Below are 12,804 nucleotides of genomic sequence, written 5' to 3'. Positions count from 1 at the left end.
GGAGAACTGGAAGGTTCTACCTGTCCGCGCCACTCCGTTCCAGAACCAAAGCCCCAAACGCAAATACCAGACCGAGCGCAGAACTTGCCAGCATGAGCGCAAGGACCGTGGTTGGCTGCTCTCCGGAACCCACGGCAAGCCCTGCCAGGCTGGTGAGCGCCGAACCGCCGGCAAGCGTGAGGGCTCCGACAAGCCCGGCAGCACTTCCGGCGAGATCGGGGCGAATGGACATCGCTCCTGAATTGCTTCCCGGAATTGTCAGACCGTTTCCGATCCCGACAAAGATCGTGCTTGCGAAAAAGACCATCGGAGACGCCGTCTCAATGAGGAAGGCGGTCAAACCGACGATAAGACCGGTGCAGGCCGTGATGCGTCCGACCAGCATCATCGCGGGCAGCGACAGTCGGGATGAATACCTGCCGGCCAGAAAACCGCCGGCAGAGAAGCCGACGGTGATGCTTCCGATCAGAAACCCGAGTTCGGCCGTCGTCACACCAAAGGAAGTTGTTGCGACCAGCGGAGCGCCCGCCAGAAAAATGTAGAAAGCTCCCACGGTAAAGGTGGAGCAAAGGGCATAGGCCCAGAAACGCAAGTCGCTGATGAGGGCCAGGGTCGCGGCCGCCATGGGCTGCTGGTGTTCCCGCCGGTCCGGTTTCGTTTCACCCAGATCAACCCAGCAGAGTGCCAGAAGCAGGACCCCGCAAGTTGCATAAAGAAAGAAATTGGCACGCCAGCCGAAGGCCGTGTCCAGAAGCCCGCCGAAAACGGGACCGAGCATCGGCGCGATGGCCATGCACATGCTGATGTATCCGATTAGCCCTGCCGCCTTTTGAGGTGAATGCGTGTCCCGCACAATCGCCAGCGAAAGGGTGTAGCCCGCCGTGATGCCGCCCTGCAGCATGCGGAAAAAGAGAAAGACCCAGATATCTTCGGCCAGCGCGCACACCAGAGAGGACACGCTGAAAATCGCAAGAGTTGCCAGGAGGACCGGACGTCTTCCATAGCGGTCCGCAAGCGGGCCCGCGATCAATTGAATGACAGCCGTCACCGCCAGATATCCGGCAATGGCAACGCTCACGAGCGCGTAATTCGTTTCCAGGTCTTCGGCGATATGTCCGAGAGACGGCAGGAACATATTCAGCGACAGCGGCGAAAATGCCGTCAGCAGGATGATCGTGATGAGATGGGGTGGTGTGCGGGTCAAGGGGGTCTCTGGTCCAGCTTCGGTCAAAAAAAATGCCCCCGGAAGAGGCCGGGGGCACATGGAAAACAGCAGGGGTCGCCGCTATCGTTCCACGCGCCTGTTTCTCACCACGATGTTGAATTTGAAAGTCACGTCTGTTCTCCTGCCCAAGACGCTATTCAGATGCAATGGGGAGCGCAAGCGCGCTCAATTCGCGCTATTGGTCGAGCCAATTGAGTGCGATGGGATGCAAGGCCACTCACTCCAGATCCCCATGCATGGCCACGAGATCCAACTCCGCTGCCGGGGCTTCGATGGCACTGTAGCTTTCCTTGACACCTTCTTCGGAGAGTTCCCGGTGGACGGCGAGCAGCATGTTCTCGTCGTGCTCGGAACAAAGGTCTACCATATACCGGAGTTCGTCTTCGGCGACGCCACGTGCCGCATCCACGGATGGGGCGCCGTAGACATCCACGAAATGCTGCGCAAGCCGGTCGACAAGGCCGGAGAATTCGGCTTCCTCGATCGGCGTGATTGCAACGAAGGTCACCCGGCCGAAGGTTTCCAGGCCAAGCCAGCCATTGGCGAAGGCCTGGCGCGCCTTGCCGACCAGGTCGGCCTCGGTCCAGTCTGAGAATTCAAACCCACCGGAGAGGCACCATTCGCCGGTCCGGGCCGGGGAGAAATAGACATTGCGGTCGCTGTCATCCATGTGGATTGCACGGGCCAGTTTCATCAATTCAAGTCTCCAATCGGCTCGACAGCGGGATCAAAGTCGTCTCTTCCCCGATTCTGAGCAGCATCCCGAAATTCTCGTCGACACCGACGAATGTTCCGGACCGTCCGTCAATTTCCACCGGTTCGCCGAGTGTCGGCACGAGGCCGCGCCAGTCGGCGTGGACGGGGCGCAGGCCTTCATCAAGCCATCGGTTGATCCAGTAAAGACTGTGACGCACCCACGCTTCCAGAAAGTGCTCGGCCGTGATTTCCGCACACCCTTCTTCGGAAAGATAGGTGGTGTCTGCGTCCACACCCGGATTTTCCTGCGAACTTGTCATGTTGAGTTCAAGGCCCAGCACGAGCCAGTCCGGGATCTCGTCCGGGTTTGAGGTGGATGCTTTCATGCGCATGCGCCCGCAGACCGCGCCGTTGACCCGGATTGTCCCGTCCCATTCCAGATGGACAGCGACCTCAGGCGGAGCGAGTGCTCCAAGGGCGGCCTGAAAGCCGAGCCCGCAGACCGGAAGCGTTGCGGCGGCTTCCTCGAGCCGAACTTCGGGAGCGAAGATCAAGCTGGCCTTCAATGTGTTGCCCGAGAAATTGTAGACCACCGTTCCTGCATCGGTCCCGGCAAGGGCGAGCGCAAGGGCACGCTCGAACGGATCGGCGGCACCGGAAAGCGCCACACCCTGAAACATCGGCGGGAACTGCAGATCGCTCACGCATGTCCCTCCGCGACAAGTGTTTTCGCCAGTCGCCCGAAGACTTCGGCTTCAGGTGCATCCGGTGTTTCCGCGGCAATTGGCGTGCCGCCATCCCCGGCAAGGCGGATGTTCAGGTGCAGCGGCACTTCCGCAAGAAGCGGAACGCCGAGTTTTTCGGCTTCAGCCGCGACGCCGCCATGTCCGAAAACATGTTCCTCGTGACCGCACTTGGAACAGATATGCGTCGACATGTTCTCGATCATGCCGATGATTGGGACCTGCATCTGCTGGAACATGTCGATGCCCTTGCGCGCGTCCAACAGCGCCACATCCTGCGGTGTTGAAACGATGATCGCGCCGTCGACAATGAACTTCTGCGAAAGGGTCATCTGAACGTCGCCGGTGCCGGGTGGCAGGTCGACGATCAGAACATCCAGAGCCCCCCATTGCACCTGACCCATCATCTGCTGTAGGGCGCCCATCAGCATGGGGCCGCGCCAGACAACGGCCTTGTCGCCGGAAGTCATCAGACCGATGGAAATCATGGTGACACCATGGTTGCGCAGCGGCAGGATCATTTGCCCGTCAGGTGAGGTCGGCCGGCCGGAAATACCGAGCATTTTCGGCTGCGACGGGCCATAAACGTCCGCATCCAGCAATCCGACCTTGCGGCCTTCCGCAGCCAGCGCACAGGCAAGATTGGCGGCAACCGTCGATTTGCCGACACCTCCCTTGCCGGAGGCAACAGCGATGATCCGGTCGATACCGGGCACCTTCTGCGGACCGGAGCTGCCAGGAGGCGCTGGGCGGGGCTTGATCGGTGTCGGTTCGCTCGGCTTTGCCGGTTCGGCGGCTTTTTCGGAATGCGCCGTCAGGATGATCTGCACTGTCCCGGCATCATCGAGCTGTGACAGGGACGATTCGGCCTCAGCTTGAAGAGCTTCCATGTCGCTCATGCGGCTTGCGTCGATCTCCATCACGAAGCGAATGTTTCCATCGCCGATCTGGAGCGCACGGACCATGCCTGAGGAAACAATATCCTCGCCGGTTTTCGGATCCTTGACGGATTTCAGTTTGTTGAGAACAGTTTCGCGCGCCAGGGACACGTCCGGATTACCCCTCAATCTCGCCGTTCACTTCATGCTCCAGACCGATTTCCTCAATCGTCACCACAGCCTTGACCTTGTATTTCTTGCCGTCCGAAGGTCCGGCCTTTCGAACCGCTTCTTCGATCGCCTGCTGGGACGTGACACCAACCTGTTTCAGAAATTTGCGCATGGACATGTTGAATTCGTCGTTCATCTTAACCTCCCTCTGAGCATTGTGTGAATTGACGGCGTAAGGATTTCGCCCCTAACCTAACGTGTTTTGTCAGCATCGTGAGGGAGGAGCGCGTGTGCTGCCGTATTATATTTGCAGTCCTGATCGGACTGTTTCTTGTCGCAGGGCCGGGCGCGACGGGCGAGGCATCTGCCAAGACCTTTCGTCTGAGTGCACCGGACGATCTCGTTATGTCCGGGTTCCTGAAGCACTTGTTGCCGCGGTTTTCGCTGAAGACCGGCATCCGGATCGAAATCGTTCCGGAAACCGACACGGCTGAGGCTGCGTTTTCGACCTCGTCCGCCGGGACGCCGGTCTTTTCGGGTTTGGGCAAGGACTGGTTCTTCGCAGCGTCGGATGCCGAAAACGAGCATGTTGAGCGTTTTGAGGACTGGCTGACCGGTGATGTCGGCAGAAAAACGATCACTTCGTTCAAGCCGGACAGCGGAGACGTTTTCGCCGCGGCGACCGCAAAACCGAAGGAAGTGGTTTCGGAGGCGATATCCGGGGACATAGTCTCTGGCGAGAAGCTGGCCGTCGTCCATTGCGGACGTTGCCACATGGTCAACGAGGCGACCCGGTTGACCACGATCGGTTCATCACCGTCATTCGCGGTGATGCGCGGTTTTTCCGACTGGCGGGCCCGGTTCGAGGCATTCTTCGCGCTTAATCCGCACCCGTCTTTCACACAGGTCGAAGGTGTAACCGAGCCGTTCCATATCAGCAGGCCGTCACCAATCGCGCCGCTTGAGCTTACGCTGGACGAGCTTGACGCCATATTGGCATTCGTCTCACGCATTCCGCCTGCGGATCTCGGCGCGCCGATCCAGTACCAGTGATTGCGATGCGGGATGTTCAATGGTCGCGCCGCTTGCTGATATAGTCGTCGGTGGTGCGCACGGCGGGCCGTTCGCCCATCGCGAAGGGATTGTTTTCCGAATGGTAGACCGCGTTCACGCGGCAATCGTCACACATCTGGATAAGCTTGGCAGCCTTGTTGTCCTGGAACATGCCGTGTTTTCCGGCCAGTTTTTCAGTCATCCGTTTGACCATTGACCGCACGCCGAACGGTTTGCCGCATTCGACGCAATTGAACGGTTCTTCTTCTTTCAGAACCATCGGCGTCAACGCGTCATCCGACAGGTTAAGGCGCGGGTCGAGCGTGAGTGCGCTCTCAGGGCAGATGGTGGTGCAGATGCCGCACTGAAGACACGCATCTTCCTGGAACCGCAATTGCGGCATATCAGGGTTTTCTTTCAAGGCACCGGACGGGCATAGGGAGACACAAGAAAGGCAGAGCGTGCAGCTGTCCAGGTTCAGACTGACGGCGCCATAGGGCGCACCTGCCGGCAACGGAACCGGTTCTGCAGCATCGTTCAGCGCTTTTGCGGCCAGGCGCGTGACCTGCCTGCGGGAACCAAGCGGAAGGATAGGCTGCACAGAAAAATCTGTCTGAGTTTCAATTGCGAGCAGTTCGTCAAGCTGGTCGGGATCGACCGGCTCGATCAATCTCACAAGGTCTTTGCCTGCAATTGCGTTGGCTAGGTCTGCCTGGAAAGGAAGGCCGTCCCTTTCGGTTTCAGGGGAGAGCAGAACTGTCACGGATTGAAAACCGCTCGCCAGTGCCGCGAGCATTTCCGCATGTCCGAACCCTGCAAGCGCCGTCATTTCGAGGGGAACGACATTGACCGGAAGACCCTTCCCGTAACGGGCACTGAGACGGATGAGATCGAGCCCGTGCCTTGCGTCATGAACGAGCAGGTGCGGGGCTTCGGAGCTAAGCTTGCGCCAGGTCGCGCCGAGGGTCTTTAATCTCTGAAAGACATGTTCAGGCGGCGGCGCGTCATACGTGATCGCTCCTGACGGACAGACCGAGGCGCAACTGCCGCATCCGGCACAGATCATCGCGTCAACGGCGACATGGTCGCCAGCCGGGGTAATCGCGCCGGTCGGACACAGGTCCAGGCAGCGCGTACAGCCGGTTTTCTGGGCTCTCGAGTGGGCACAAAGCTGTTCGTTTTGTTTAACGTAAATAGGTTTTTCGAAGGTGCCGGTGAGTTGTGAAGCCTCCAGAAGTGCTTTGGTGCGGGCCTCCATGTTTCCCGGATCGGCGCGCAAATATCCTTCCCGCTTCTCGGGAGCTGGAAAGAGCGGCTGGGAAGCTCGCCGGAAATCGATGAGAATGTCGCATTCCGTGCGGCCACCGTCGCGCGGTTCGGTCCAGTTGAACGCACCCCGGCCGCCTGGAATGCGTTCCTGCAGGGCATCGAATGCCACCTTGAACTGGCCGAGAGAGCCTGTTGCCGATTTTATGCGCCCGCGCACGATGTCATAGCGCCGATCGTCCGAAACCGGCTGCTCTGCTTCAGGTGAAAGAAGGACAGTCACGCTCAACATTTCGCAGAGATGTTCCGCAGCCGAGATCGCATCGTCTGTCTCGCCGATTATGATGCAGGTGCCTTCGGAGACGACATCAACCACCTTTTCGCCCGGTACCGGAAGGAGTGCTTCAGCTATGAGTGCCGCCATTTTAGGCGATGTTGATCCCGCGCCGTCTGTCCAGCCAGCACGATCGCGAAGATCTATGAATGCAGGATCTTCAGCGTCCAGGTCTGCGGCGATTTCCTGAAAGAAGCTCTGTTCTTGAGCGCAGGCAACCATGATATTGCCCGCTTGAAGCGCTTCTTCTGCAATCGATGCTTCTGCCCTGCAGAGTTCCGTGTGCACCCTTGAGCAGGACATACCCGTCACATCCTGCAATTGTGCCGAATCGATTGCCTGGCTCTTGCGGCAATCGCAAAGCAGAAGCTTGGTGTCTGTCATTGTAAGCGCGTCCTCTCCCTGAACAACGCGCCCCGGTATTCACTCCGGATTCGCATGTTCTAGATGACATAACAAGGGCGTAAGCGGCACAAGGTCAAGTTCGACTTCCGCGGGGCTTGAAATTTGTCCACGTTGCTACAGCATGTAAGCTGTATCATATGAATACCTGAAAAGGCGCGGGTGGGAGGATTATCCGCAGTGGCAAGCGAAAGAATGCGGGCGATCCCCGTCGGTGTCGTGGTCAGAAGATTGCCCGGGGTAACGCGCTGGCAAAAGTGGAGCTGGCGTCCGGTGTCTCTTCTACCCGGTGCGAAGGATGCTGACTGGGCGGTGCTGCGTGAAGAAGGTGAGGCCGTCGAATATCATGCGGCAACCTTGAACCTTGAACTGCACCGCACGGACACCGAAGCCTACCTGACCGCGCTCTCGGACAAGGTGCCGTCCATTTACGTTGTCATGCGACCGTCCGAAGAGGCCGGCCGGGATGTGCCGATGGACGTGCTCCTTTTGACCGCGTCCGCCTATGAGGGCCAGGACTATGCCGACACGAGCGACGTCATGGTCGAAAAGGTTCCCATGCCGCCGGGCCTGATTGCCTGGATCCGGGAATTCGTGGAGTTGCATCACGAGGATGAAATATTCATCAAACGCAAAAGGGACAAGAAGCGAATCGATCTGAAGGAAGATGGCATTGGTGACGTCCGTATCCGGCAGGTCAGCGACGTTTATCGCGCGCCGGGAAGAAAATCGAAGGACACGCTGCAATGAGCGGTTCTGAAGGCGAGGGAAAAGATTTCTGGTCAAGGCGCAAAGCCGCCGTTCGCAAGGCGGAAGAAGCAGAACAGGCGGAACAGGAAGCCATTGTTGCCGCCGAAGAGCGTGCGGGGCTGGAGCAGAAAACCGATCAGGAAATCCTCGAAGAGCTCGATTTGCCCGATCCTGATACCTTGACCAAAGACGATGACTTTTCCGGCTTTTTGTCAGCAACCGTGCCCGAACGTATCAGACGACGGGCGCTGCGCCGCCTCTGGGGCATGAATCCGGTTCTTGCGAATATCGACGGGTTGGTCGACTACGGTGAGGATTACACCGATGCCGCGACGGTGATCGATAACCTGCAAACGGTCTACAAAATCGGCAAAGGCATGCTGGAGCAATTCGCGGATGAAGACGCGGAAGACGTCGAAAACGCTGAATTGAGCGACGATATCGTTCGCGAATCTGTTGCCAGCGAAACAAAAAACGAGAATTCCGAAGAAAATACTGCGCTGCACAATGATTATGTTGAAAGTGAAACAGCACCTGTGCAATTGACGCAAGCTGATGAACTCGTGCAATCTGCTGAAAAGCACGAAAACCCATCGGAATCACAAGAAGCCTACTCTGAAAAAGTTGATTTGACGCTTCAAGTTACAAGACGGCGCTTGCGTTTTGACTATTCGTAGTACTAAAGTCGTCTATGTAAGATGAAGAAAAAAAATGACACTGGACTGCGCATGAGGGAGGAACATCGCGGATGTCCGCAGTCGTGACGGAATATGTGATCGACCCGGAGGACCGGGCCCGATCAGAACTCTACGATTTTCTCGGTCTGCTGCTGGTGAAGCCAGCCGACAATGCGCTGCTTAAACAAGTTTCGGATCTGCAAGGAGACGAGACCGCCTTGGGGCGTGCGCTCGGCCTCATTTCCAAAGTTGCCTCTGTCACGTCGGCAGAGACGGCAGAACGCGAGTTCAATGCACTTTTTGTCGGCCTCGGCCGTGGAGAGCTTCTTCCCTATGCAAGCCATTATCTTACCGGGTTTCTCAACGAAAAGCCGCTTGCCAATCTGCGCAGTGACATGGCGAAGCGGGGCATCGGCCGTGCGCAGGACCAGCGCGAGCCGGAAGACAATATTGCATCGCTTATGGAAATGATGGCTGGCCTGATTGTCGGCCGTTTCGGAACTGTGACATCAGTGGCCGAGCAAAAACAATTCTTCCAGGCTCACATCGAGCCGTGGGCGATACACTTTTACTCAGATCTCGAAGCATCCGAGAGCTCCGTTTTCTACGGGGCTGTTGGTGCGTTGGGGCGGCAGTTCATGGAGATCGAGGCCGAAGCATTCGGCATGCTGCCCAACTAGATTCACGTTGGCAATTTAGGCGGCTGCCAGCCGTCTCAAGGAGAGGAGGATTGCAACGATGAAAAAACCCGATCAAGCGGTGCCCGAACAAGGGTCCGGCCGACGGGATTTCCTGAAGCTGGCTGCACTATCAGCCCCTGTTGCCGTGGCCGCTACTGCGGTGTCCGGAACGGTCCAGGCTGCGGAAGTCGATCCGACATCCGACAAGATGCAGGACACTGCGCACACACGCGCCTACTTCGACAGCGCCCGGTTCTAACCGGACCCTGTTTCACACCCGGCCTATGGTTGCGTGACGCCCGATGGCCGGTTCGCTGAAATCCAACCCAGCCGTATCGAGATAGATACAAGCAAGGTAGGGCAATATGCTTAGGAAAAAGACCAATGGGGTTGCGCGACGCCCCCAGGGTGCAAGTATCCTTAGAGACGCTGCACACAAATCAGTAGACCGCCGGACATTCCTGAAGGGATCCGGGGTAGCTGCTGGCGGCCTGGCTGCAATTACCGCGACAGGCGGTACCGTGACCAAAGCGCAGGCTCAATCGGCAGATGAAGCCGTCAATCTGGTGAAGTCAGTCTGTACACACTGTTCAGTCGGCTGCACCGTTATCGCCGAAGTCAAAAACGGCGTTTGGACCGGCCAGGAGCCGGGATGGGACAGCCCGTTCAATCTGGGTGCACATTGCGCCAAGGGCGCCGCGGTTCGCGAGCACGCGCATGGTGAGCGCCGGCTGAAATACCCGATGAAAAAAGAGGGTGGCGAGTGGAAACGGATCAGCTGGGACGAGGCGATCAACGAGATCGGCGACCAGATGATGCAGATCCGCGAGGAAAGCGGACCCGACAGTGTCTACTGGCTCGGATCGGCCAAGCACAATAACGAGCAGGCTTATCTGTTCCGGAAATTTGCGGCCTACTGGGGAACGAACAACGTCGACCACCAGGCACGTATCTGCCACTCAACGACCGTTGCAGGTGTTGCAAACACATGGGGCTACGGCGCCATGACCAACAGCTACAACGACATTCATAACTCCAAGGCGATCTTTATCATCGGCGGCAACCCTGCCGAAGCGCATCCGGTTTCGCTGTTGCATTTGCTGCGCGCGAAGGAGCAGAACAATGCTCCGGTGATCGTCTGTGACCCGCGGTTTACACGTACGGCAGCCCATGCCGACGAATTTGTGCGTTTCCGTCCGGGGACGGACGTAGCGCTCGTCTGGGGCATTCTCTGGCACATCTTCGACAACGGCTGGGAGGACAAGGAGTTCATCCGTACCCGTGTCTGGGGTATGGACCAGATCCGCGAAGAAGTCGCCAAATGGACGCCGGACGAAGTCGAACGCGTGACAGGTACGCCTGAAAGCCAGCTGAAGCGCGTTGCGCGGACGCTTGCCAACAACCGTCCCGGAACCGTGATCTGGTGCATGGGCGGAACCCAGCACACGAACGGCAACAACAACACCCGCGCCTACTGCGTCTTGCAGCTTGCCCTTGGCAACATGGGTACGTCAGGAGGCGGCACCAACATCTTCCGCGGCCATGACAACGTTCAGGGTGCAACGGACCTTGGTGTTCTCAGCCACACTTTGCCAGGTTACTACGGCTTGAGCGCAGGCGCTTGGGGGCATTGGTCCCGTGTGTGGGGTGAAGACCTCGACTGGCTCAAGGGCCAGTTCGCGACGGAGAAAGGTTCGGACGGCAAAGACAAGAACCTGATGAACCTGACCGGTATCCCGGTCAGCCGCTGGATCGATGGTGTTCTTGAAGATCCTGCGAATACAGACCAGCCAAACTCTGTTCGTGCAATGGTTCTGTGGGGCCACGCGCCCAACTCGCAGACCCGCATGACGGAAATGAAAACAGCGATGGAAAAACTGGATACGCTGGTCGTGATCGACCCCTATCCGACCGTTTCCGCCGTACTTCATGACCGCACAGACGGGGTCTATCTCCTGCCGGCATGTACACAGTTCGAGACCCGTGGTTCCGTGACCGCATCGAACCGTTCGCTGCAGTGGCGCGACAAGGTTGTCGAACCGCTGTTCGAAAGCCTTCCGGACGAAGTGATCATGGCGAAATTCGCCAACAAGTTCGGCTGGGGAGACAGGCTGTTCCGCAACATCGAGATGGACGATCCGGAAACGCCGAATGTCGAAAGCATCACCCGCGAGTTCAACAGCGGGCTGTGGACGATCGGTTACACCGGACAGTCTCCGGAGCGGATAAAGTCGCACATGGCGAACCAGCACACGTTCGACCGTACGACGCTGCAGGCGATCGGCGGACCGAACGACGGGGAATACTATGGTATGCCCTGGCCGTGCTGGGGTACTGCGGATATGAAACATCCGGGTACACCGAACCTCTACGATATGTCCAAGCCGGTCGCCGAAGGCGGTCTGTGCTTCCGGGCACGTTTCGGTGTCGAACGCGACGGGGACAACCTGCTCGCCGACGGTGTGTCGAATCCTGGATCGGAGATCCCGGACGGTTATCCGGAATTCACCATGCAGATGCTGATGGATCTTGGATGGGACGGTGACCTGACGGACGAAGAACGTGCGTCGATCGAAGCGGTTGCAGGACCGAAGACGAACTGGAAGACTGACCTTTCCGGCGGCATCCAGCGCGTTGCGATCAAGCATGGTTGCGCGCCGTTCGGCAACGCCAAGGCACGTGCAGTCGTGTGGACGTTCCCCGATCCGGTTCCGCTTCACCGTGAGCCGCTCTACACCAACCGCCGGGATCTGGTGGCAGACTATCCGACCTACGAAGACCGGAAGTTCTATCGCCTGCCTACCCTTTATGCGTCCATCCAGAAGCAGGACTTTTCGAAGGATTATCCAATTATCCTGACATCGGGCCGACTGGTGGAATATGAAGGTGGTGGTGATGAGAGCCGTTCCAACCCCTGGCTTGCCGAACTTCAGCAAGACATGTTCGTCGAGATCAACCCAAGGGATGCCAACAATCTGGGTGTGCGCGACGGTGCGCAGGTCTGGGTAGAGGGTCCTGAAGGGGGCAAGGTCAAGGTCATGGCAATGGTGACCGAACGTGTCGGCGAAGGCGTTGCCTTCATGCCGTTCCACTTCGGCGGTCATTATCAGGGCGAGGACCAGCGGTCGAAATACCCTAAGGGTGCTGATCCATATGTCTTGGGTGAAAGCTCAAACACCGCTCAGACCTATGGCTATGACTCAGTGACCCAGATGCAGGAGACCAAAGCGACTCTCTGCAAAATCTCGGCCGCGTAAGGAGGAGACGCAATGGCTGCAAGAGCAAAATTCCTTTGTGACGCTGAGCGATGCATTGAGTGCAATGCCTGCGTGACGGCTTGCAAAAACGAAAACGAAGTGCCGTGGGGGATCAATCGCCGCCGTGTCGTGACCATCAATGATGGCCGGCCGGGCGAACGATCGATCTCAGTGGCCTGCATGCACTGTTCGGACGCGCCCTGCATGGCGGTGTGCCCGGTCGATTGCTTTTACCAGAACGAAGAAGGTGTGGTTCTTCACTCAAAGGACCTGTGCATTGGCTGCGGCTACTGCTTCTACGCCTGTCCGTTCGGCGCACCTCAGTTCCCGCAAGCCGGGAACTTCGGGTCACGCGGAAAAATGGACAAGTGCACCTTCTGCGCGGGCGGTCCGGAAGAGAACAACTCGACGGCCGAACGCGCAAAGTATGGAGCAAACCGTATTGCAGAAGGCAAACTGCCGCTGTGCGCGGAAATGTGCTCCACCAAGGCCCTCCTGGCCGGCGACGGCGATGTCGTGTCAGCAATCTACCGCGAGCGTGTGGTGGCACGAGGCTTTGGTTCTGGTGCCTGGGGCTGGGGTTCAGCCTACGGCCAGAGAGGCGGCTAAACCGGAATGGGTCTGGCGGCGATGGAGGGGCTCTGTCGCCGGACCTGTCGGTTACGCCCCCAA

13 protein-coding genes are annotated in these 12,804 nt (G+C 58.3%); 7 read left to right on the top strand and 6 right to left on the bottom strand.

Annotated features, from left to right (window positions below; all coding sequences use genetic code 11):
• Nucleotides 1-16: 16 nt before the first annotated feature.
• The 5 genes from Q0915_RS29480 to Q0915_RS29460 all read right to left on the bottom strand — a co-directional run bounded on the left by Q0915_RS29480 (nt 17) and on the right by Q0915_RS29460 (nt 3,909).
• A complete protein-coding gene (locus tag Q0915_RS29480) occupies nt 17-1,204 on the bottom strand; it encodes a multidrug effflux MFS transporter (RefSeq protein WP_299483913.1) in 1,188 nt (395 codons plus the stop codon).
• Between the two features lie 238 nt (nt 1,205-1,442).
• Nucleotides 1,443-1,919: a DUF6505 family protein gene (locus Q0915_RS29475; RefSeq protein ID WP_299483912.1), complete on the bottom strand. Its 477-nt coding sequence runs from the start codon at nt 1,917-1,919 to the stop codon at nt 1,443-1,445.
• Between the two features lie 4 nt (nt 1,920-1,923).
• The gene (locus Q0915_RS29470; RefSeq protein ID WP_299483911.1) at nt 1,924-2,625 is read right to left on the bottom strand and encodes a biotin/lipoate--protein ligase family protein; all 702 of its coding nucleotides are present in this window, start codon (nt 2,623-2,625) and stop codon (nt 1,924-1,926) included.
• Entirely contained in the window at nt 2,622-3,713 is a 1,092-nt protein-coding gene (locus tag Q0915_RS29465; protein ID WP_299483910.1) for an Mrp/NBP35 family ATP-binding protein, read from the bottom strand. Before Q0915_RS29465 ends, Q0915_RS29470 begins: the two co-directional genes overlap by 4 nt.
• 7 nt (nt 3,714-3,720) lie before the next feature.
• Entirely contained in the window at nt 3,721-3,909 is a 189-nt protein-coding gene (locus Q0915_RS29460) for a DUF6494 family protein (protein ID WP_299483909.1), read from the bottom strand.
• Nucleotides 3,910-4,001: 92 nt separating this feature from the next.
• Between Q0915_RS29460 and Q0915_RS29455 the strand changes: the two genes are divergently transcribed.
• Nucleotides 4,002-4,766: a hypothetical protein gene (locus tag Q0915_RS29455; RefSeq protein WP_299483908.1), complete on the top strand. Its 765-nt coding sequence runs from the start codon at nt 4,002-4,004 to the stop codon at nt 4,764-4,766.
• Nucleotides 4,767-4,782: 16 nt separating this feature from the next.
• On the opposite strand, the gene Q0915_RS29450 is transcribed toward Q0915_RS29455, so the two are convergent.
• Nucleotides 4,783-6,750 carry a 4Fe-4S binding protein gene (locus tag Q0915_RS29450; RefSeq protein ID WP_299483907.1) on the bottom strand — a complete coding sequence of 656 codons (1,968 nt, stop codon included), beginning with the start codon at nt 6,748-6,750 and terminating at the stop codon, nt 4,783-4,785.
• 198 nt (nt 6,751-6,948) lie between these two features.
• Between Q0915_RS29450 and Q0915_RS29445 the strand changes: the two genes are divergently transcribed.
• The 6 genes from Q0915_RS29445 to fdh3B all read left to right on the top strand — a co-directional run bounded on the left by Q0915_RS29445 (nt 6,949) and on the right by fdh3B (nt 12,741).
• Nucleotides 6,949-7,518 carry a DUF3305 domain-containing protein gene (locus tag Q0915_RS29445; protein ID WP_299483906.1) on the top strand — a complete coding sequence of 190 codons (570 nt, stop codon included), beginning with the start codon at nt 6,949-6,951 and terminating at the stop codon, nt 7,516-7,518.
• On the top strand, nt 7,515-8,195 hold the full coding sequence (locus tag Q0915_RS29440) for a DUF3306 domain-containing protein (protein ID WP_299483905.1): 681 nt from the start codon (nt 7,515-7,517) through the stop codon (nt 8,193-8,195). The genes Q0915_RS29445 and Q0915_RS29440 overlap by 4 nt, the downstream gene beginning before the upstream one ends.
• A 71-nt stretch (nt 8,196-8,266) precedes the next feature.
• On the top strand, nt 8,267-8,875 hold the full coding sequence (locus Q0915_RS29435) for a molecular chaperone TorD family protein (protein ID WP_299483904.1): 609 nt from the start codon (nt 8,267-8,269) through the stop codon (nt 8,873-8,875).
• Between the two features lie 58 nt (nt 8,876-8,933).
• Nucleotides 8,934-9,134, top strand: a complete 201-nt coding sequence (locus Q0915_RS29430; protein WP_299483903.1) for a twin-arginine translocation pathway signal protein — start codon at nt 8,934-8,936, stop codon at nt 9,132-9,134.
• Between the two features lie 106 nt (nt 9,135-9,240).
• Complete coding sequence (locus tag Q0915_RS29425) at nt 9,241-12,132, top strand: formate dehydrogenase subunit alpha (RefSeq protein WP_299483902.1); 2,892 nt, start codon at nt 9,241-9,243, stop codon at nt 12,130-12,132.
• Nucleotides 12,133-12,144: 12 nt separating this feature from the next.
• Nucleotides 12,145-12,741 (top strand): formate dehydrogenase FDH3 subunit beta, encoded by a 597-nt coding sequence (gene fdh3B / locus Q0915_RS29420; RefSeq protein ID WP_299483901.1) that lies wholly within the window; start codon nt 12,145-12,147, stop codon nt 12,739-12,741.
• Nucleotides 12,742-12,804 lie beyond the last annotated feature (63 nt).

It is taken from the genome of uncultured Roseibium sp., from assembly GCF_947494555.1.
GTDB lineage: Bacteria > Pseudomonadota > Alphaproteobacteria > Rhizobiales > Stappiaceae > Roseibium.
This window is presented reverse-complemented; position numbering and strand designations above follow the sequence as displayed.